We start from the raw sequence: 21,015 nt of genomic DNA, 5'->3' as shown, positions 1-21,015 counted from the left end.
ATGCCGAACATCCGATGGGCGATGATCTTCATGTGTTTCCTCGCCAACGTCATCAATTTCGTCGATCGCGCCAATCTCGCGATCGCCGCGCCCAGCATCCGCGCCGAGCTCGGCCTCGATGCGGTCGGCATGGGCCTGGTGCTCAGCGCCTTCTTCTGGACCTACGCGTTCCTGCAACTGCCGGCCGGCTGGTTCATCGACAAGGTCGGCGTGCGCGTCGCGCTGGCGCTGGCGGTCGGCTGGTGGTCGGTGTTCACGGTCGCCACCGGCGCCGCGCGGGGGCTCGGGCAACTGGTCGGCATGCGCCTGATGCTGGGCGTCGGCGAGTCGGCCGCGATCCCCTCGTTCGCCAAGGTCGCCTTCAACTGGTTCCCGCGTCGCGAGCGCGGGCTGGCCAGCAGCATCTTCGACAGCGGCTCGCGGGTGGGCTCGGCCTTGTCGCTGCCGCTGGTGGCCTGGCTGATCTCGCTGATCGGCTGGCGCGGCTCCTTCGTCGTGACGGGCGGGCTGGGCATCGTCTGGGCGCTGGCCTGGTGGTTCATCTACCGCGACCCGGAGCGCTATCGCTCGATCGCGCCGGCGGCCGTCGAGGCGTTGCTGGCCGAGCGGGCCGGCGCGGCCGACGTCGGCGGCAAGCCGGGCGCGCCCGTCGCGTCGGGCGCCGAAACCGCCGCGCCGCGCGTGTCCTGGCTCGACCTGTTCCGCTATCGCACCATCTGGGGAATGATGATCGGCCTGTTCTGCCTGAACTTCGCGATCTACTTCTTCATCACCTGGTTCCCGAGCTACCTGCTGCAATCGCGCGGCTTCTCGCTGGCCTCGCTCGGCACGCTCGGCATGCTGCCGGCGCTGGTCGCGATCCCGGGCGGCTGGCTCGGCGGCTACGTGTCCGACGCGCTGTTCCGGCGCGGCTGGAGCGCCACCGCCGCGCGCAAGACCTGCCTGGTGGGCGGCATGCTGGCTTCCTCGTCGATCGCCTTGTCGGCGCTGGTCGACAACGTCGGCCTGTGCCTCGCGCTGTTCTCGCTGTCCTATGCGGGGCTGTCGTTCGCCGGCGCCAACGTCTGGACCCTGGTGGGCGAGGTGGCGCCGTCGCCGGCCCATGTCGCCTCGATCGGCGGGATCCAGAACTTCGCCGGCAACCTGGCCGGCATCTTCATCACCACCTTCACGGGCGTGATGCTGTCGATCACGCGCGGCTCCTTCGTGGTGCCGCTGGTGGCGGCCGGCACGCTCTGCGTGGTGGGCGCCTTGTCCTACCTGTTCCTGGTCGGCCGGGTCGAGCCGCTGCCGCCGTTGCGCGGCGGCGCGCCGGCCGACGGGCGCGCCAGCGCGGCCTGATGATGCGAATGCGCCGGCGCGGCCGTTGCCGCTGGCCTCGCATCGGACGTCGCCATCTTCGGCGCGTGCGGGGCGAGGCCTTGCGGCGGGTGCTGTCGCAGGCGCCGCCGCTCAGTCGATGATCCGCTCAGTCGATGATCCCGACGCGGCGCGCGGCCGAGGCGAGATAGAGCGGCGAGGGATCGCGCTGGTATTCGCGCCAGCAGGTGTAGCTCATCTTGATCACGTGCTCGTCGTCGGCCTGCACGGCGCGGCGCAGGATCTCGTCCCAATCGGCATCGACGCGCGGCAGCGGCTTGTCGACGTCGAGCGGCACCTCGATGCTCGCGTAGGCGGCGCACAGCGCGACCCACAATTCGGGCAGGCTGCGCGCAACCAGGTGCGACGGAAGTTGCGCGAACAACAATCGCGAGGCGTGCGTGGCCGTCACGGTGTGCAGCACGGTGAAGTCGGGCGCGCGCCAGTAGGCGGCGATGGCGGCCGCGGCGATCCCGTCGAGCAGGTGTTCGGTTTCGGGCGGCGCGAGCAGGGCCTCGCGAAAGCGCGGGTGCTTCGCGACCACGCGCAGGCGATCGGTGATGAAGTCGCCGCTGATCTCCCGCTTGTCGATGGCGCGCGCGGCCTGCACGAAGGCGGTATCGATCCGCTCGGCGCGCGGTCGCGAGGCGGGGTCGATCTCGATCGGCAGGTGCCCCGACACCAGCGCAGCCAGCGCGGCGGCGATCTCGCCGTCGTGCGCGGCCTCGATGCCGTAGGCCAGCCGGATCACCGCGTGGAAGGCGCCCGAGGCCGGCGCCAGCGGCATCTGCTTGAGCATCGCGACGATCACGGCCGTCGCGCCCTCGTCGCCGATCCAGTCGACGAAGCACAGCCGCAGCGCGCCGAAGGCCTTGCCGTCGCCGACGTGGCGCCGCCAGTCGCCTCGCGCGATGCGGGTGTCGACGGCGGGCGCGGGCAGCGCGTATTCGCGCGACCACATGTCGAAGTAGGCCTGCAGGCGCTCGGGCGACGCGCCCATGCGCGCCAGCGCGACCAGCGCCATCGGCAGGTGGTTGGTGGTGCCTTTCGCCTTCAGGTCGAAGCGGGCGTTGGCGTCGAGCAGCGTGTTCAGCAGGGTGTCGGTGTGGTGTGTCGACATGGTTCCTCTCCTGGTCCAGGATGCGGGTCTCGATTCTAGAAGTTCAAGTGCGATTGAGAACAAGCAAACCCCTTCGCGCGTGATGGGAACGTCGCGGGGGCATGAAGGACAAGCAGATCCCGTACCGGGAACGCGGCCATGAGGCTGTCGCTGGCGAGCAGGAGAGGCGCGGTGGGGAATGGCTGCGCGAGGGAAGGAAATCGCTCAATAATCGCGGCGATTTCGCACGAGCGAGCAAGTGTGCGGATGCACTATTCGCTTGCCGATATCCGGCCATGCGCGAGCCGAATAGGATTGCGAGCCGAACGCTGAATGATGCGTGGCACTGGATCGAAACGCGCCGGTGGCCTGTGTCGCCCGGGTGACGGCCGCCGGCATTCGAGCGAGTAAAAATCCCTTCGGCTTTGCAATAAGGCGCTATCCGCCTGGCGATGCGTTTGCCCCTTGATTCAGAATCCTTTCCAGTAGTCCACGAACCCCTGCTTGTAGTGAAAGTAGGTGGTTTGCAGTTCCCGGTTGATTCCCGCGATGCGCGTCTCGAGTTCGGCCAATCGAGGGTAGCCGCGCTTGAACAAGTACCAGCTTTTGGCTTGCGGCGAATATACCGAAGCGGCGTAGCCCCATTGCTGCATCAGCAAGGACATGCTCCTGTTGGTATGGAAGGCCGTATGAACCATGGTGTTGATGTAGAACCAATCCGGATCCTTCGGCACGCGCTCGGCGATCACCGTATGCAGCATCAGCACGCCGTCGTCGCTCACCAGGCGATCGACTTCGTCGAGCGCATCGCGGTTCAGCACGTGCTCGAACATCGCGCTGTTGATCACCAGCCGGTAGCGAGACAGATCCTGTTCGGCTACGTAGTCGACGCCAGGGTCCTGGTTGCGCACGTAGCGATCGAAGATGGGAATGTCGATGTCGAAATACTTCCGCATGCAGCGGGAGAACGTACCGTAACCGGCGGCATAGTCGAGCGCATCGTCGAGTTCAAGGACGTGGTTCCCGGCCAGCAGCTTCAGGGCGAGCGCCTGGTCGATGTAGGGCGGCTGGTTGGTGGTTCTCGATGCCGGATCGTTTTCGAAGCTGTGATGCCAGCTCAAATTCAGTTGTGACCATTGCGCATCGCTCATCTCCTGATGGGTGCGCGACACGGTGAATCCACAATCGCCGCATTTCCAGAAATCGACCGTCAGTGTTTCCGGAAATGGACTGCCCGTGTAGGTAGGGTAGTCCTTGGAGAAAAAATATTCCGTCTCGTGGCGGCAGATCATGCATCGATGCGTTTCCACACTATTCATCGGACGAACCAGGTCGATTGCGGGCAACAGGTATTACGGCCGATCGCCTCGATTCTTTAGGCAAAGGCCGGCGCTCGTTCCGGGCGCATCCTGATCGTTTTTTTTAGTCCGGTGCCGTCTATCGATATACCGATTAATTGGTGGTGAACCTTTCACCGCGGCAACAGAATCGTCGGTTGCATCGCTTCCCGATCTCGACCGACATCATGAGCCCTCCCGATTCCGGCACGACGCGCCAACCCGTGCGCAGCCGCTTGCTGAACCTCATCGCCGCGTTCGGCAGCGCGACGCTGTTCTCCATCGCATCGTCCGCTGCCTTGGCCGCCCAGGCCGATACCACCACCCCCGCTCTGAAAGGCACCCTGGTGTTCTGCAGCGAGGGCAGCCCGGCAGGTTTCGATCCGGGCCAGTACACCACCAGCACCGATTTCGACGCCAGCACCAACACCGTCTACAACGGCCTGGTGCGCTTTCGCCAGGGATCGCTCGATCTCGAGCCGGCGCTGGCCGAAAGCTGGGAGAGTTCACCCGACCAGCGCGTCTACACGTTCCATCTGCGCCACGGCGTGAAGTTCCAGACCACCGCCTGGTTCCGCCCCTCACGCGATTTCAACGCCGACGACGTGCTGTTCACCTTCGATCGCATGCTCGATCCGCAGCAGCCGTTCCGCAAGGCCTATCCGACCAGCTTCCCGTACTTCAGCGACCTCGGCTTCGACAGGAACATTGCGAGCATCGATCGCGTCGACGACTACACGGTGCGCTTCGTGCTGAAGTCGCCCGACGTGATCTTCGTGCGCAACCTGGCGATGAGCTTCGCGGCGGTGCTGTCGGCCGAGTACGCGGGGCAGTTGCAGGCGCGCCACCGCGAGGCCGACATCAACCAGTTGCCGGTCGGCACGGGGCCCTTCGTGTTCCGCTCGTACCAGAAGGACGCGCTGATCCGCTACGACGCGAATCCCGACTACTGGCGCCCGCAGGATGTGCGGCTCGCGCACCTGGTGTTCGCGATCACGCCCGATCCGGCGGTGCGGATCCAGAAGCTGGCCAGCAGCGAATGCCAGGTGTCGGTGTTCCCGCGCCCGGCGGATCTGCAGACGGTGCGCCGCAATCCCTCGCTGAAGCTGGTGTCGGGCGTCGGTTTCAACGTCGGCTTCGTCGCCTACAACACCCAGCATCCGCCGCTGGACCACGTCGAGGTGCGTCGCGCGCTCGACATGGCGATCGACAAGCCGGCCATCATCCAGGCCGTGTTCGCCGGCGACGCGAAGGTGGCCACCAACCCGATGCCGCCCGCGCAATGGTCCTACAACCCCGCGCTGAAGGACGCGCCCTTCGATCCCGCCAAGGCGCGCGCGCTGCTCGCGCAGGCCGGCTTCCCCGATGGTTTCGAACTGACGCTGTGGGCGATGCCGGTGCAGCGGCCCTACAACCCGAACGCGCAGCTGATGGCACAGCTGATCCAGCAGGACTGGGCGAAGATCGGCGTGCGCGCGAGGATCGTCAGCTACGAATGGGGCGAGTACAACCGGCGCGCCAAGCAGGGCGGCGAGCACGACGTGCTGCTCTATGGCTGGTCGGGCGACAACGGCGACCCCGACAACTGGCTTGGCGCCTTGCTCGGCTGCGATGCCGTGCATGGCGGCAACGTGTCGAAATGGTGCGATCCGGGCTTCAATGCGCTGATCGAGAAGGCGCGTGCCGATCCGAACCAGAAGGAACGCGCGGTGCTCTATGAACGCGCCCAGCTCATCTTCAAGCAGCAGGTGCCGTTCACGCCGATCGCGCATTCGATCGTGTCGATACCGATCTCGAAGCGCGTGCAGGGGCTCGTCTTCACGCCGCTGGGCAATCATCGCTTCGACGGCGTCTGGCTGCAGTGAGGGATGGAGAGCGTCCCGGCCGGGCCCGCTTTCCATCGCCATCGCGCGAAGCTCAGAACTTGTGGCGGATCCCCGCCACCGCGACGATCTGGTGATCGTTGCTCGAAGGCAGCGAGGTGCCGTCGATCCAGGCCTTGGCGCCGCTCGCGCGCTGGTAGGCCGCGTTCAGGTAGAGGTCGGTGGTCTTCGAGAGGAAGTATTCGCCGCCGATCGTCCCCTGGTGATAGTGCGCATTGGTGGCCGTCGACGAGGTGCTTTGCTGGTCGGTGTAGAAGTACGCGGCGGCCAGCAGGATCGAGGGCGTCAATTGCCAGGTCAGGTCGGCCTCGTAGTTCGCGAAGCGCAGCGTGCCGCCCGTCAGCAGGTCGAAGCGCGAGTTCGTGTACAGCACCGCCACCGTCGCCGGGCCGAGCTTGTAGGCGCCGCCGGCGCCCCACACCTGGTTGCGCGCGACATTGCTGATGATCGAGCTGGCCAGGCTGTAGTAGTTGTCGGACGGCGCGGCGCCGGCCGTGTTCGCGCCGGGGCTGTCGTTCAGCGCATAGGCCGCGTCGAGCCGCAGCGGGCCGTTCACGTAGTCGAGTCCGGCGCTCCATTCACGGTTGTTCGTGAAACCGCCGGCGGTGTTCGAGAACGCGTACATCACGTTGCCGGTGAGCCCGCCCATGGTGGGCGAGGTGTACTTGACGGCATTGTTGGTGCGGTAGGTATTGTTGAGATCGTAGGTGTCGTACACCACGTTCGCATATTGCGTCAGCGCGCCGGTGCCGTTGGCCTGCACGTTGGCGAAGTAATCCTGCACGCTGTTGTACTGGCGCCCCAGCGTGACGGTGCCGTAGCGGGCGTTGCTGAGCCCCACCCAGGCGCTGCGGCCGAAGATGCGCCCGCCTTGCCCGAGCGCGCCGTTGTCGGGATTGAAACCGTTCTCGAGCTTGAAGATCGCGCGGTTGCCGCCGCCCAGGTCCTCGCTGCCGAGCAGGCCCCAGCGCGAGCCCTGCACGTTGCCCGAGGTGGCCTGCCAGGCGCTGCCGCCCTTCTGGTTGTTGGTGTAGGTGATGCCGGCATCGATGATGCCGTACAGCGTGACGCTGCTTTGCGCCGACGCGGCCTGCGAGCCGAGGGCGGCCAGGGCCGAGAGGCCGATGGTCCAACACTTGTTCACTGACGTCTCCTGTTCGATTTATTCAGGTTTACGAACGAATTTCGATGCATTTACGCCATGCGATCGGCACGGCGCAATGCATGCTTCTTGTTATGCAGGACTAATTGATACGAAGGGAATCGATGCGACTCGATTCCATTGTCGACCGCGACGGAAGTCGGCCGACGCGAGCGCCTGCCGCGTCCTCGGGAAGCCGAAGCGAGGACGTGCATCGACCCACCGCCTTCATTCAGGCAGTTCCCAGCCGGCCATCGGTCGTTCCGCGTTGGTTACCGGTAACCGATCGATGGCGAGCGGAATTTAACACGCGGATTCGGCGGGCACAAGACAGGATTTGCCGCTATCGAATCTCGTCGCGCGGCGACGTTCAGGGCTTGTCGGGATGAAGGAGGAAGCGCCGCAGCGAGGCAGTGAAGGCTGCGGGCTGTTCGAGCATCGGCAGGTGGCCGCAATCGTGCAGCACCTCGTAACCCACGCAGCCCTCCAGCGCCCATTCGGGCACGTTCCACCCGCCGCGCGAGCGTTCGCCGGCGAGCAGGTAGACAGGGTGGCGCTCGACCACCTCGCGCAGCCGCTCGAGATAAACGGCGTCGCCGGTAACTTCGACCACCGAGCGGCCCATCGCGCGCAGCGTCGAGGCCGGTTGCGCGTCGAGCCAGCGCTCGGCGACATGCGCCAGCCCGGGGGTGAGCTTGGCGACCGCGCCGCCCAGCCAGCGTGCGGGATCGGCGCGAAAGCCGGCCAGCATCGTTTCAGCTTCGACGGGCGTCATGCGCCCGACCGAAGCGGACCAGAACGCGTCGTCGAGCGTGAAATTGCCTTCGATGTTCACGATCCGGCGCACGCGTTCCGGGTAGGCCGCGGCGAACAGCATCGCGATCGCGCCGCCCACCGAATGGCCGACCAGATCGACCACGTCCAGCTCCGGCCGTGCATCGAGGCAGGCGCGCAGGTGCTCGACCTGGGCCGGCAGCGAGATGCGCTCGAACGGCACCTCGCGATGTTCTCCATAGCCGAGCAGGGCGGGCGCGAAGTGCGGCGCGTCGTAGGCGGCGGTCTCGAACGATCCGATGAAGCCGTGGACGAACACGGCGGACGGCTGGCTGGGCATGGCGCGATTCATGTCGGGGAAGGGGCGGGGCCGAGCTCGGCGAGCAGTTCGTCGAGTTCGAGGCGGTGGGTGCGATCGTGGTCGAGCAGCTCGCGCACGAGTTCCTCCAGCGTCATGCGGCGCACGCCGTCGCGCAGCCCGCAACGGGCGAGCTGATCGGCATCGAGCCGCTTCAGCGTATTGCAGAGGCGCAGGCGCGAGGCACGGAAGGCGGCCAGCGCCGCCTCGTGATCCTGTTCCTGGTAGCCGCGCTGCTCGGCCAGGGCGGTGCCGTCCACCGAGTCGAGCACCGGCAGCGCGGCGGTGCGCACGGCCTGGATGCGGGCGGCGAATACCGTGTCGAGATCGCGCAGATGGCAGGCGTGCTCGACCAGCGAGAAGCCGGTGCCTTCCGGGCGCTGCCGGTGCCGCGCCGGCGGCAGGCGCGCGACGAAGCCGGCCAGCGTCTCGGGCATGGCCGCCAGCGCCTCGATCACCTCGGCGAACGGCAGCCGCAGCGGCCGCGCGCTGAACACGGCGCCATAGCTGAACAGCGTGCCGCCGATGCGCCCGCGCGCCTGCACCAGCTCATGGCCGTGGCGGCGCATCATCTCGGCCACCATCGCGCCGCAGAACTGCCGCGCCGTGGTATCGCCTTCCACTTCCGGAAATTTCTCGGCGACATCGTCGCGAATCGCCGCGATCGCGGCCACGCCGACGCGCGACAGCGCCGCGAATTCGACGTAACGCTCGGGCAGGTCGATCAGCGCCTCCAGTTGCCGGCCGAGCGGCGTGGCACGGAAGCGATCGAAACGGGAATGCATGGCTCGTTCGCGAGATGGGTAACGTCGCGAAACGATACGTTACGAAAAAAAGCCGGTCAAGGCCGGCGCTCGGGAGCGGGCTCGTCGCCGGAAAAGGAACGGCCCGCGCGAGCATCGCGCGGGCCGCGAGGCCGGGTAGGGCGAAACTCAGTGCCCGGCCTGCTCGGCGAACTTGCCCTCGTCGAGATCGGCGATCAGCGTCGGCCCGGTCGGCTTCCAGCCGAGTCGCGCCTGCGTCAGCGCGCTGGAGGCCGGCATGTCGAGCTGCACGAACATCGCCATCCAGCCGAAATGCGCGGCCGCCTCGCCCGGCTCGATCGAGACCACCGGCAGCTTCAGCCCGCGCCCGAGCACCTCGGCGATCTCGCGGCTGCGGATGCCTTCCTCGCCCACCGCGTGATAGCGCGCGCCCGGCTGCGCCTTCTCGATCGCGAGGCGATAGAGCCGCACCGCGTCGGACAGATGGCCGGCCGGCCAGCGGTTGTTGCCTTCGCCGACATAGGCCACCACGCCCTTGTCGCGCGCGATCGCCACCAGCGGCGAGACCAGCCCCTGCCGATACGGGTTGTGAACCTGCGGCAGCCGCATCACCGACACGTTCACGCCGGCCTCGAGCAGCGCATTGCCCGCTTCCTCGGAGCCGATGCGCGGATTCGGATGCCGGGTGTTGAACACGTCCTCGCTGGCCGGCTCGCCGTGCTCGCCGCTGCCCACCCCGGTGCCGGAGGTGATCAGCAGCGGGCGGTTCGAGCCCTTCAGCGCCGAGCCGAGCGCCGCGATCGCACGCTTGTCCTTCTCGCAGTTGGCCACGAAGTTGCTGAAGTCATGGTCGAAGGCCGCGTGGATCACGGCATCGGCCTGGGCGGCGCCGCGGCTCAGGCTGTCGGGATCCTCGAGCGTGCCGTGATGGGCTTCGGCGCCGGCCGCGCGCAGCGCCTGCGCGCCCGCCTCGGAACGGGTCATGCCGAGCACCTGATGGCCGGCCTGAATCAGTTCGGGAACCAGGGCCGAGCCGATGAAACCGGTCGCGCCCGTCAGAAAAATACGCATGGTGAACTCTCCTGGGTCGTCACGAGGCGTACTATCCGGTGTCTGCTTATCCCGTTAAAGTAGTGACTTTATCGTAGTAAAACGACTAACAGGCTTGCCATGAGCGTCGATCCCGCCCGTTCCCTGGGTGACTTCCTGCGCAGCCGGCGCACCCGGCTCGACCCCGCCAGCTTCGGTTTCGCGGGCCGCCGGCGCACGCCGGGGCTGCGCCGCGAGGAGGTCGCGCAGCGCGCCAACATCAGCCCGACCTGGTACACCTGGCTCGAACAGGGGCGCGGCGGCGCGCCCTCGGCCGAGGTGCTGGAGCGGATCGCGGGCGCGCTGCTGCTGACCGACGTCGAGCGCGAGCACCTGTTCATGGTCGGGCTGGGGCGGCCGCCCGAGGTCCGCTATCGTTCGGTGGCGGGCGTCAGCCCGCGCCTGCAGCGCGTGCTCGACTCGCTGGAGGCGAGCCCCGCCATCGTCAAGACGCCGACCTGGGACGTGGTGGCCTGGAACCGCGCGGCGGCCGTGGTGCTGACCGACTACAGCCTGCTGCCGGTCGGCGGGCGCAACATCCTGCGCTTCCTGTTCGGCAATCCGGCCGTGCGCGCCAAGCAGCACGATTGGGACGCGGTGGCGCGCTTCGTGGTGGGCGCGTTTCGCGCCGACGTGGCGCGCGCCGGGATCGCCTCCGAGGTGGGCGACCTGGTGGACGAGCTGTGCGGGATCAGTGCCGAATTCGAGGCGCTCTGGCGCGACAACGAGGTGCTGAGCCACGGCGAGGGCGATGGCGTGAAGCATCTCAGGCATCCGCTGCTCGGCTCGATCGAGCTCGAATATTCGGCCTTCGCGGTGGACGGGCGGCCCGACCTCGGCGTGATCGTCTACACGCCCGTCGATGCCGGCATGGCGGCGCGGATTCGCGAACTCGCGCACGAGTATGGCGCCGCCCTGGCCAAGCGGGAAGGCGCGCAGCCGGGGCTGGCCTAAGCGAGCGGGAAGAAGCGGGCACGCGTCGGTGCGCGCCCGCCGGGCCGGCGTCTCAGGCCCCAGCCGCCCAGACCGTCACGCCGGCCGCGTCGATCGCCACGCGGCAGGTGGCGATGTCGTCCACGAAGGCCCCCTCGACGGCGAGCTCGAAGGCGTGGCCGCCGAGCATCACGCGCGCATGGCGTTCGCCGTCGCGCAATTCCACCGATTCCACCCGCGCCTCGTAGGCGCCTTGCGCGTCGACGCGGATCGACCTCGGCGCGACGCGCCACATCACGGCCTCACCCGGCGCGAGACCCGCATCGACCTTCGCCGCCTCCAGCACCGCGCCTTCGCCGATCGCCACCTGCCCCGGCGCCGCCAGCGTGCCGGCTCCGAGGTTGCGCAGCCCGAGCAGCTCGGCCACGCGCGGATTGGCCGGGCGCGCGAACACCTCGGCCACCGGCCCCGCCTGCAGGGTCTCGCCGTGATCGATGACGAGCAGCTCGTCGGCCAGTTGCGCGGCCTCGTCGGGATCGTGCGTGACGATCACCGTCACCGCGCCGATCTCGCGCTGCAGCGCGCGCAGCGAGCGCCGCAACTGCCGGCGGCGCGGCGTGTCGAGCGCCGAGAACGGCTCGTCGAACAGCAGCAGATGGCTGTGCCGCGTCAGCGCCCGGGCCAGCGCGACGCGCTGGCGCTGGCCGAGCGAGAGCTGTCGCGGCAGGCGCCGCGTCAGCGCGCCCAGCCCCAGGTGCTCGACCCAGTAGCGCGCCGCCACCGGATCGGCATCGACCGGAAAGGCGAGCTGGCGCGCCACCGTGAGGTGCGGGAACAGCCCGTAATCCTGCGGCATGTAGCCGATCTGGCGATGCTCGGGCGGCAGCGCGCCGAGCTCGGTCGCGCCCAGCGTCACGCTGCCCTCGTCGTTGTGCTCGAGCCCGGCGATCAGCCGCAGCGCGAGCGACTTGCCCGAGCCGGAAGGCCCGACGATCGCCAGCCGCCGCGAAGCCGGCGCCCAGTCGACGGCGAGCCGAAACGCGCCGAGCCGCTTGCGCAGCCGGATCGCGAGCCGCGCCTCGGTCGCGTCGGCCAGGGCTTCGGCGTCGAGCGGCGCGGCGGTGCGCGCCAGCGGCGGCTCGTCGCCGTTCTCGGTCGCGCCCGCTTCGCCGCCATCGCGCGCGCCGAGCCGCAGCACCGACAGCATCGCGCAACCCACCGCGATCGCCAGCGTCGGCAGCAGCAGCGGCATCATCGCCGGCAGCCCCTGGCCGCCGAACACCACGTAGGTATAGACCGGCAGCGAATACGGGTGATAGGCCACCATCACGGTCGCGCCGAATTCGCCGAAGGCGCGCAGCCAGGCCAGCACCAGCCCGGCGCGGATCGACGGCCAGGCGGCCGGCAGCGCGACGCGGAAGAAGCGGCTGCCGGCGCGATGGCCGAGCGTGGCGGCGACATCCTCGAACACCGGGTCGAGCGCGGCGAAGGCCGAGCGCGCGGCGACGATCAGGAAGGGCGCGGCCACGAAGGTTTCCGCCAGCACGATGCCGGCGAAGGAATCGGTCAGCGCGCCGTTGCTCCACTGGCCGAGCGGGCTGTAGGGACCCAGCAGGAACAGCAGCAGCACGCCGCTGGTGAGCGGCGGCAGCGCCAGCGGCAACTGCACGATGAAGCCGATCGGCGTGGTGGCGCGCGAGCCGGAGCGCGCCAGCCAGTAGCCGAGCGGCACCCCGCAAACCAGGGTGAGCAGGGCGGCCAGCGTGGCGCTGCCGGCCGACACGCCGACCGCCGACCAGGTGGCGCCCCAGTCGACGCCGGCCCAGTCGGCCTGGCCGATCTGGGGGATGGCGGCGAGGAAGGGCGCGCAGAGGTAGACCGCCAGCAGCAGCGAGAGCAGCCGCAGCGGTCCGGCGACGCGTCGCGTCATTGCTGGGCGGCGTCGATCACGGCCTGCAGCGAGGGCGGCAGGGCCTGCGCGTTGCCGCTCACCTTGGGCGTGACCACGTCGACGCCGTGCTGCTTGAGCAGGGCGCGGCCCTGGGCGCTCAGCAGGAAGTTGGCGAAGCGCGCGGCGCCGGCCTGGTTGGGCGCGTCGGACAGGATCGTCAGCGTGTAGCTGGCCTTGGCCTGCAGCTCGGGCGCGGGCGCCACGGCCGGGATCTTCAGGTCCGAGGTCTCGGTCGAGTAGAAGAAGCCCGCGTCGAGCTGGCCCGATTGCAGGCGGCCCACCAGGGTTTCCTCGGGCAGCACCTGTTCCGGGTTCTCCGCCGTGCCGAGCGTCTTCTCGACCAGGTCCGGCTGGTGGTAGAAGCTCGCCGCCTTGGTCATCATCTCCACCGTGAAGGCGCCCTTCGGATCGAGCTTCGGATCGGTGCGGCCGATGCGGATGCCCGGCTCCTGCAGCACCTGGTCCCAGCGCCTGGTCTTGAAGTCCTTGGCGAAGCGGCTCTTGGCGTTATAGCCGATCATCAGCGGCGACTCGGCGAAGTTGACGTACCAGGCCACGTGGCCGCCGTTCTCCTCGCCCATCAGGCCGGTGTTGACCTTCGGGCTCGCGCTGATGAACACGTCGCCGCGCCGCAGCTTGCCCTTGATCTCGTTGGCGATCTTGTTCGAGCCGGCCGCGTAGCCGTGGAAACGCAGCCCGGTCTCCTTCTCGAAGGCGGGGCCCACGCTGCGCTCCATCAGGTTGACCAGGGAACCCGCGTACAGCACGTTCACGGTGTCGTTGTCGGCGGCCTGCGCGTTGGCGGCAAAGGCACTCGCGACGACGGCGCCGCACACCAGCAGCTTGCGAAACATGGCTTACTCCGTAGCGTTATAGAGGTCGGTATATTACGGTGCGACGGCGACATTTGGGCGGAATAGCGGGAATCGCGGCGGCGATTCGTTGCGTTTACACTGGCGTCCTCGATGCGCCGGCATCTCGGCCGGCGCCAACCTGACAGGAGACCTCCATGCGCACGAGTGCCCGTAACCATTTCGTCGGACAGATCGTCGACGTGAAACCCGGCGCGGTCAACGACGAGGTGAGGCTGCGCGCCGCCGACGGCCTCGAGATCGTCGCGATCGTCACCCACGGCAGCGCCGAGTCGCTGGGGCTGGCCGCCGGCAAGGCCGCGTTCGCGCTGGTCAAGGCCTCGTCGGTGCTGGTGATGGTGGACGTCGACGCGGGGCGCGTCTCGGCGCGCAACTGCGTGGCCGGCACGGTGGCTTCGCTGACCAAGGGCGCCGTCAATGCCGAGGTCGCGATCGCGGCGCCGGGCGGCGCGCAGGTGGTGGCGATCGTCACCAACGACAGCGTCGATCGCCTGGGCCTGGCGCCCGGCAAGCCGGCCAGCGCGATCTTCAAGGCCTCCAGCGTGATCATCGGCGTGGACGCCTGAGCGGAGCCGCCCGATGAGCACCGAAGCGCCGCCGCTCCTGGCCGGCCATCCCGGCCCCGGCATCCTGAGGATCGAGGGCGACGTGCTGCGGCCGATGTCGCTGTCGCTGGCCGAGCTCGCCGCCTTGCCGGCCACGCGCTGCGAGCCCTTCGCGCTGCGCTGCTTCACCAGCGGCCGGTACATCCGCGACGTCGAGCCGTATCGCGGCGTGCGCCTGACCGAGCTGTTCACGCTGGCCGGGCTGCACGATCCGGCCAGCGGCGATTTCAAGCGCACCGTGTTCCTGGCGATCGGCCACGACGGCTACGTGGTCACCTTCTCGTGGCACGAGTTGTTCAATACCGCGATCGGCGAGCAGGCGATCGTCGCCTACGAATGCGGCGGCCGCGCCCTGGGCGAGGCGGGCGCGCCGCTGCTGTTCTCCGGCGCCGACATCTCGCCGGCGCCGCGGCACGTGAAGCGACTCGCGTCGCTGGTGGCGCGCGTGATTGCGCCGTGAGCGCGCCGTGATCGCACCGGGCAGCGAGCGCCCCGGGAGAATTTCTCGATGCCGGGATTTTTTCCTCGAAAAATGACTCGATGTCCTTATCCGGATGAAGATGGGATGGCCCATCGGGAGAAACGAGTCATGAGGAAATTCCGTTCCATGCTGGTGCTGGGCATGCTGGCGGCCGCCGGCGCGCAGGTGTCCTGCCTGGCGGCGCCCGCAGTCGGCGCCGACGATCACGCCGCGGCGCAGGGCACAGCCGCCGGCAAGTCCGCGGCGCCGCCGAGATTGACGGTGGGCGTCAGCGATCCGAACACGCGCCTGATCCTGCCGTGGTTCCTCGCCGACACGATCGATGCCGTCAATTCGCGCAGTTCGCTGAACGAGACGCTGCACAAGTTCAAGCGGGATCTGTAGCCCTGCCTCGCGCGGCCCTGGACGGGGCCGCTCGATCCGATCGCATCCACGCCGGACACCGCCGGCCCGGATGCGATTTTTCATTGGGCGGCCGATTTCCCTCGCGACTGTCCTCGCGATTGCCCGCGATCTCGCCGGAACGAGCCCGACGGGCCCCGCGCCGGCTCCCTCCCTTTACGGCAAGGCCGCCGCGCTCACGCCCTCGGGCAGGCTGGCGCCGTCGCGCACGAACAGCGGCAGCGTGTCGACGTCCGGCACCACCGTGCGCGACAGCGGCCCCTGGAATACCGCGCCGGTCCAGAAGTCGCGCCAGGTGCCCGCCGGCAGGTAGATGTGCCGCGTGCCCACGCCAACCGTCGACAGCGTCGAGGTGACCGGCGCGACCAGCAGGTCGGGGCCGAACAGGTACTCGTCGTCGGCTGCCACCGCGTTGGCATCGCTCGGGTAGGCATAGGGCAGGGGCCGCACGATCGGCGTGCCGTCGGCGATGGTGCTACGCGCCGCGGCGGCGATATAGGGCACCAGGCGGTCGTGCAGCGTCGCGTAGCGCCGGTAGACGGCGATCGCGTGATCGCTGACCCACCACGGCGGCACCGGCGTCTGCATCACCGGCGAGAGCGCGCCCAGTTCGGTCCAGCGGATATAGGTGCCCTCGGTCGGCGTCAGCTCCGGGTGGTTGAAGCCGGCCTCGCCGGTGTTCTGGCGGCTGCCCGCGTAGCCGCCGATATCGCCGCCCGTGAAGGCGAAGCCGCTCATCGACAGGGACATCAAGCCGCGCAAGGCCTGGGTCAGCCCCTGCTCGCCCGGCTGACTCTGGTTGTCCGCCTCCCAGTGGCCGGCCCAGCGCGCCGAGCCGTTCCAGCCGCCGCGCGCGAGGATCACGAAATCGTCGCCGGGCCGCTCGGCGTGGAAGGCGTCGAAGATCGCGTGATGGTAGTCGTCGATATAGGCATTGTGGTTGAGCCGGTTCGGCAGGCCGTTGTGCCAGACCGAGTTGTCGGACAGGTCCTCCTCGCCGCGATCGACCTTGACGCCGTCCACGCCGCGCCGTACCAGCGCGCGCAGGCCGTCGCGCCAGGCGGCATAAGGCGCCGGGTTGCTGAAGTCGACGTGGGTGCTGAGGCCGCGCGGCGGGTAGTAGGTGGCCTCGTTGTTGTCGGGCCGGGTGCCGGTGATGGTCCAGCCCTTGTTGATGTAATCGGTCTGGTAGCTGTTGTTCACGTAGGACGAGAGCCAGACCATCAGGCGCACGCCCTTGTCGTGGACCTGCGAGATCAGCGCGTCGGGGTTCGCGAAGCGGGCGGGATCGAAATCGAAACTGCCCTGGCCGTTGTCCCAGGGATTGTCGAGCCAGACCGCGCCGATCGGGATGTTGCGGCTCTGCATGCCGTCGACCAGTTGGTTGACCGAGGCGGTGCTGGTATCGCCGTCCTGCCAGACCATCGGCTTCCACATCCAGTCGGGCGGCGTCCACTGCGGGCCGCCGACGCGGCCGACATGGGCCGACAGCATCTTGGCCGGCGTGCCCTGGTAGTAGACCAGGTCCAGCGTGTCGTTCTCGATGGTCGCGCGCACCGCGTCGGGACGCTGGTCGTCGCGCGCGAACACGATTTCCCCACGCGCGTCCGAATCGACGGCCGCGCCCCAGCCGCAAGGACACCAGAAGAACGGCGAGACGATCTCGTTGGTCGAGGTCTGCCGGTTCGAGCCCGGCCCGTGGCTGATCCACAGCGGCAGCGCCGTGTTGCGCAGGTTGACCGAGTTGAAGCGCTGGCCGCCGCCGAAGTAGGCCTGCGTGGCCGGGCTGTCCCAGGCGGTGGACACCGCCGTGACCTTGGGCGCGGCCGGCGCGTAGTGCAGCCTGACCGTGCCGTTGTCGGCGAAGCTCAGGCTCAGCGTGGCGCCCAGCCCGTCGTCGGTGTTCACCGCGATGGTGGCGACCTTGCCCGAGGCCTGCACCGACTTCACGCCGGTCGCGTAATGCCACTGCGAACCGCTCAGGTAGGACAACGGCCGATAGCTGACTTGCGGCAAGCCCGGGTAGGCCTCGTTGATGCCGTCCTGGAGGTTGTCGAACTTCGCGAAATCGGGATTGACCTGCGAGGGTGCGCCGCTGGCCGCGGCGTCCTGGACCAGGGTGTCGCCGTTGGCCGAGGCCCATTGCAGGTGCCAACTGTCGCGGCTGAGCACGAAACGCGTGTTCGCATTGCCGACGATGAACTGCGAGGGCGTTTCGGTGACCTGCAGCGCATTGCCGTTGTTGCTGCTGCCGCCGTTGCCGGTGGTGTTGCCGGCCTGGGTTGCCGGCGGATCGTCATGGCCGCCGCAGGCGGCGAGCGCCAGGGCGGTGCCGGCCAGCAAGGCGGGGAGTCGCCGCGGCGGGCGGGAAGTTTTCGACATTGTTTGATTATCCATCCAGGAAATTCATCGACTCGAAACAAAAGGGATTCGTGTCGAGATGAATGACGCATTTCAGTTTCGCGGGGAATGAAAGAGGCTAGTCAGGATGAATTTAAGGCAGATGACAAAGCGTTTTGGAAAAAATCACGAGCTTGTCGAATAAATCCGGGAACGGTCGTTCCTTTTGAAAATTCTCGGTACCTTGCCAAGTCACGAAAACATCATGTAAACAGCCGTCATCGAAATATAAAGTAATCGAATCGGTTGATTGAATGGAGATTTTTTCATCCGTCGGACATGTGGGATTTGTCATTGAAGAGACATCTGTCGATGTCTTAATTCGGCCTCGATAGCATTTGGATAGTTTTCTGTAATATCGGAAATCGCTATTTATTTCTTAAAACTGACATATCGACGGATTGAAAATGGATCGCCGTAAATTCATCAAGTGGAGCGGTTTCATGACCGCTTCGGTCGCCAGCGCCACGCTATTGACCGCATGTGGCGGGGGCGACGACGCCGCGACTTCGACCGGCACGAATACCGGTGGCGGCAGCTCGACGGCCACGCCGCTGTCGTTCTCGCTGGGTGTCGCCTCGGGCGATCCGCAGCCGGGCAGCGTGGTGCTGTGGACCCGCGTGGCGGGCGGTGACGGCAAGAACCCCGTCAACGTGCGCGTGCAGGTGTCGACGGCGGCCGATTTCAGCGCGCTGGTGCTCGATACCACGGTGGCGGCGAGCGCCGACTGGGACTACACGCTGCGCCACAAGGTCAGCGGCCTGAACGCGAACACCATCTACTACTACCGCTTCATCGCGGGCGGCGTGACCAGCATGACGGGCCGCACCTGGACGCTGCCGGCCGCCGGGCAGGCGCTCTCGCAACTGAAGTTCGCGGTGATCTCCAGCCAGGACTGGAGCGTGAACCACTGGGCGGCCTTCGACACCATGCAGGGCGAGGACATCAGCTTCATCGTGCACGTCGGCAACTACGTGTACGAGCGCCTCGGCATCACGCTGCCGACCACGCCGGCGCGCGACCCGGCGCATCCCGACTTCAAGCTGCCCAACGGCACGGCCCTGCCCGACGGCTCGGTCTACGCGACCACGCTGCCCGACTACCGCACGCTCTACAAGACCTATCGCAGCGATCCGCGCCTGCAGCGCCTGCACGCCAACTGGCCGATGATCGCGATCTGGAACGACCACGAGTTCTCGGCCAACGGCTGGCAGGACCACGAGACCTACACCGCCGCCCAGGCGCAGCAGACCGCGCGCCGACGCGGCGCCAACCAGGCCTGGTTCGAATACATGCCGGCCGACGTGAGCTTCACGGCCGACAATCCCTCGTTCCAGAATATTCAGATCTATCGTTCGTTTTCCTTTGGAAACCTGGCCACGCTGGTGATGACCGACGAGCGCCTGTATCGCGCGGCCCACGAGGTGGCGGAACAGGTATCGGGCAATCCGGTGGGCAGCCTCTACTTCGTGCCGAAGGCCACCGTGGCGGCCGCCGAGCAGGCGAAGCTGACGGCCGCGAGCAATGCGCTGACCCCGGTGTCGCTGCTCGGCGACACGCAGCGCCAATGGTGGCAGACGCAGATGAGCGCGGCCAAGACCACCTGGAAGCTGTGGGGCAACAGCGTGTCGCTGTTGCGCACGCAGGTGGACATGTTCGCCGCCCTCACCGACGCGCTGACCCAGGCCGTGCTGCAGACCACCAGCGGGCTGGGGCCGTTCGAGGCCCAGTTCCACACGGCGATCCAGCAGGACCTGACGGCGGCCGTGGCCGGCAACCTGAAGCCCGCGCCGTTCACCAACCTGGACACCTTCGCGCAGAAGCTGGGCTTCCCCGAGGCCGACGTGCAAGGGACCATCGCCGAGCTGAACTCGCTGCTGCCGCCGTATTCGGTGCTGACCACCATGCTGATGAGCGCCGACCAATGGGACGGCTACAACGCCGAGCGCCTGAGCCTGATGAGCTTCCTGAGCAGCAACAACATCGGCAACGTGGTGTCGCTGTCGGGCAACCTGAATGCCTTCGTGGCCGGCACCGTGATGAACGACTTCGATGCCGCCACGCCCACGCCGGTGATGGTCGACCTCGGCACCGCCGGGATCTCGAGCACCTCGCTGTTTACCTCCTACGTGGCCTTCCTCAACAACCCGGCCAACAATACGGGCTGGCTGGACCTGCTGGCGACCACCGGCGGCTTCAACAGCCTGGACAGCACGCTCACCGCGAACAACAGCTGGCTGGCGTATTCGGACAGCAATGCGCAGGGGTATAGCGTGATCACGCTCACGCCGAGCGCGCTGACCTGCAACTTCCGCAAGATTGCGCCGGTGAGCCCGACGGGCCAGGTGCCGAACGCCGCCACCGCGGTGGCCAGCACCAAGGTGGTGACGGTGCAGGCGAACACCACCAAGCTCGACGTGGCGTAGTAGCGGAACGAAGCAGCGCTTCGAAGCTGAACGACGAATGGCCCGGGAGCAGGCGTGCTCCCGGGCCATTTTCATGTTGCGGCTTCCTTTCTCGGCTTCGCGTCAGGCGGGGCCGTCGCGCGGCGAATCGGCGAATCGGCGGCTCGCGAGGCGGCCGGCCCATCGTGTATGCTTTCGCGCATGAGCAAACCCGATCTCCCTTCGACCGAGCCCGCGCCCGAGGCAGCCGAGTCGTCCTCCGCACCGCCGGGCCCCCCGCAAGTCAATTTCCGGATGCGGATCCGGCGCGGCGACACGGTCGCGCTCGGCCCCGGCAAGGTCACCCTGCTCGAAGCGGTGCGCGAGCACGGCTCGATTTCGGCGGCTGCGCGCCATCTCGGCATGTCCTATCGCCGCGCCTGGCTGCTGATCGACGAACTGAATCGCTCGCTGCGCGCGCCGGCCACGCATTCCGAGCAGGGCGGCGCGAGCGGCGGCGGCTGCACGCTGACCCCGGTCGGCGAGAAGATCATCGCGCTCTATCGCGAGATCGAGGAAGAGGCGAAGCGGCATTGCGACAGCCAGATCGCCGAGCTGACGGACTTGATGCAGTCCTGAGGCGGTTTTGAGTCGGCCCTGATGCCGTCTCTCGATGCGGGCGCCGGAGCGGCGCCCGTGGGTGGTTCGGCGTTCAGCCTTGCCGCATCGCGATGGCCGCCGCCGCGCGTTCGGCCGAGCGCGCCAGCCCCGCGATGGCATCCACCACCTCGGCCAGGTTGGCCGCCTTGATCCTCCTCAGCGGCACCCCCTGCTTCGCGCAGGCCGCCGCGATGCCGGCCAGCGCTTCGCAGGCCACGGCATCGGTCGCCACCACCACCAGGTCGGCTTCGGCGACTCGCGACATCCAGCTTCCCGCGCTCGTGTCGGTGCCGTCGTGCACGGCGACCGAGCCGCCCGCCGCGTCGACCAATCGCGCGAGCGCCGCATTCGATCCCTCCCGTCCGCCGACATAGACGATCCGCCGGCCGCGCATCGCGCGCAGCGACGGCCGCGCCAGGTCGACGCCGCCCGGCACGGCCGCGAAGGCCTGCTCGAGCACGGCGGCTTCGCGCTTGGCCGCGTTCAGCACATGCAGGGCGTCGTCGAGCTGTTCGCGCAGCAA

At 68.0% G+C, this 21,015-nt stretch carries 18 protein-coding genes; 8 read left to right on the top strand and 10 right to left on the bottom strand.

The window, feature by feature from the left end; all coding sequences use genetic code 11:
* The gene (locus tag F3J10_RS21855; RefSeq protein ID WP_167242976.1) at positions 1-1,341 is read left to right on the top strand and encodes an MFS transporter; all 1,341 of its coding nucleotides are present in this window, start codon (positions 1-3) and stop codon (positions 1,339-1,341) included.
* A 127-nt stretch (positions 1,342-1,468) separates the two neighbouring features.
* On the opposite strand, the gene F3J10_RS21850 is transcribed toward F3J10_RS21855, so the two are convergent.
* Entirely contained in the window at positions 1,469-2,479 is a 1,011-nt protein-coding gene (locus tag F3J10_RS21850; protein WP_167242975.1) for a questin oxidase family protein, read from the bottom strand.
* Positions 2,480-2,928: 449 nt separating this feature from the next.
* The gene (locus tag F3J10_RS21845; RefSeq protein WP_205200401.1) at positions 2,929-3,750 is read right to left on the bottom strand and encodes a class I SAM-dependent methyltransferase; all 822 of its coding nucleotides are present in this window, start codon (positions 3,748-3,750) and stop codon (positions 2,929-2,931) included.
* Positions 3,751-3,983: 233 nt separating this feature from the next.
* Between F3J10_RS21845 and F3J10_RS21840 the strand changes: the two genes are divergently transcribed.
* A complete protein-coding gene (locus tag F3J10_RS21840) occupies positions 3,984-5,660 on the top strand; it encodes an ABC transporter substrate-binding protein (protein ID WP_167242974.1) in 1,677 nt (558 codons plus the stop codon).
* Positions 5,661-5,712: 52 nt separating this feature from the next.
* On the opposite strand, the gene F3J10_RS21835 is transcribed toward F3J10_RS21840, so the two are convergent.
* The 4 genes from F3J10_RS21835 to F3J10_RS21820 form a co-directional block, all read right to left on the bottom strand.
* The gene (locus F3J10_RS21835) at positions 5,713-6,804 is read right to left on the bottom strand and encodes a porin (protein ID WP_345791231.1); all 1,092 of its coding nucleotides are present in this window, start codon (positions 6,802-6,804) and stop codon (positions 5,713-5,715) included.
* A gap of 385 nt (positions 6,805-7,189) precedes the next feature.
* Positions 7,190-7,933 (bottom strand): alpha/beta hydrolase, encoded by a 744-nt coding sequence (locus F3J10_RS21830; protein ID WP_025100075.1) that lies wholly within the window; start codon positions 7,931-7,933, stop codon positions 7,190-7,192.
* Between the two features lie 8 nt (positions 7,934-7,941).
* A complete protein-coding gene (locus tag F3J10_RS21825) occupies positions 7,942-8,736 on the bottom strand; it encodes a DinB family protein (RefSeq protein ID WP_167242972.1) in 795 nt (264 codons plus the stop codon).
* Between the two features lie 147 nt (positions 8,737-8,883).
* Positions 8,884-9,786: an SDR family oxidoreductase gene (locus F3J10_RS21820; protein ID WP_036040431.1), complete on the bottom strand. Its 903-nt coding sequence runs from the start codon at positions 9,784-9,786 to the stop codon at positions 8,884-8,886.
* Between the two features lie 99 nt (positions 9,787-9,885).
* On the opposite strand from F3J10_RS21820, the gene F3J10_RS21815 reads away from it, so the two are divergent.
* The gene (locus F3J10_RS21815; RefSeq protein WP_167242971.1) at positions 9,886-10,758 is read left to right on the top strand and encodes a helix-turn-helix transcriptional regulator; all 873 of its coding nucleotides are present in this window, start codon (positions 9,886-9,888) and stop codon (positions 10,756-10,758) included.
* 52 nt (positions 10,759-10,810) lie between these two features.
* Here the strand turns inward: F3J10_RS21815 and F3J10_RS21810 are convergent, their stop codons facing one another.
* Positions 10,811-12,667 (bottom strand): ATP-binding cassette domain-containing protein, encoded by a 1,857-nt coding sequence (locus F3J10_RS21810; RefSeq protein WP_167242970.1) that lies wholly within the window; start codon positions 12,665-12,667, stop codon positions 10,811-10,813.
* Positions 12,664-13,542 (bottom strand): extracellular solute-binding protein, encoded by an 879-nt coding sequence (locus F3J10_RS21805; protein WP_167234087.1) that lies wholly within the window; start codon positions 13,540-13,542, stop codon positions 12,664-12,666. The genes F3J10_RS21810 and F3J10_RS21805 overlap by 4 nt, the downstream gene beginning before the upstream one ends.
* A 155-nt stretch (positions 13,543-13,697) precedes the next feature.
* Between F3J10_RS21805 and F3J10_RS21800 the strand changes: the two genes are divergently transcribed.
* The 3 genes from F3J10_RS21800 (at position 13,698) to F3J10_RS21790 (ending at position 15,030) form a co-directional block, all read left to right on the top strand.
* A complete protein-coding gene (locus F3J10_RS21800; protein ID WP_025100069.1) occupies positions 13,698-14,126 on the top strand; it encodes a TOBE domain-containing protein in 429 nt (142 codons plus the stop codon).
* Between the two features lie 13 nt (positions 14,127-14,139).
* The gene (locus F3J10_RS21795; protein ID WP_013689497.1) at positions 14,140-14,625 is read left to right on the top strand and encodes a molybdopterin-dependent oxidoreductase; all 486 of its coding nucleotides are present in this window, start codon (positions 14,140-14,142) and stop codon (positions 14,623-14,625) included.
* 129 nt (positions 14,626-14,754) lie between these two features.
* Entirely contained in the window at positions 14,755-15,030 is a 276-nt protein-coding gene (locus F3J10_RS21790) for a hypothetical protein (RefSeq protein WP_152554455.1), read from the top strand.
* 174 nt (positions 15,031-15,204) lie between these two features.
* Here the strand turns inward: F3J10_RS21790 and F3J10_RS21785 are convergent, their stop codons facing one another.
* Complete coding sequence (locus tag F3J10_RS21785; protein ID WP_167242969.1) at positions 15,205-17,430, bottom strand: glycoside hydrolase family 31 protein; 2,226 nt, start codon at positions 17,428-17,430, stop codon at positions 15,205-15,207.
* A gap of 461 nt (positions 17,431-17,891) precedes the next feature.
* Here F3J10_RS21785 and F3J10_RS21780 point away from each other — a divergent pair, with 461 nt between their 5' ends.
* The gene (locus F3J10_RS21780; RefSeq protein ID WP_240155676.1) at positions 17,892-19,874 is read left to right on the top strand and encodes an alkaline phosphatase D family protein; all 1,983 of its coding nucleotides are present in this window, start codon (positions 17,892-17,894) and stop codon (positions 19,872-19,874) included.
* Positions 19,875-20,042: 168 nt separating this feature from the next.
* Positions 20,043-20,471, top strand: coding sequence for a winged helix-turn-helix domain-containing protein (locus F3J10_RS21775; protein WP_240155675.1), 429 nt, complete (start codon positions 20,043-20,045; stop codon positions 20,469-20,471).
* A 73-nt stretch (positions 20,472-20,544) separates the two neighbouring features.
* Here the strand turns inward: F3J10_RS21775 and F3J10_RS21770 are convergent.
* Positions 20,545-21,015 (bottom strand): DUF2325 domain-containing protein (locus F3J10_RS21770; RefSeq protein WP_167242967.1); only part of this gene is annotated, 471 nt, incomplete at its 5' end.

Source organism: Burkholderia sp. Cy-637 (assembly GCF_011753175.1).
GTDB classification, from domain to species: Bacteria; Pseudomonadota; Gammaproteobacteria; order Burkholderiales; family Burkholderiaceae; genus Burkholderia; species Burkholderia gladioli.
Note: the sequence above shows the minus strand (reverse complement) of the source record. Positions and strands in the feature narration are given on the sequence as shown.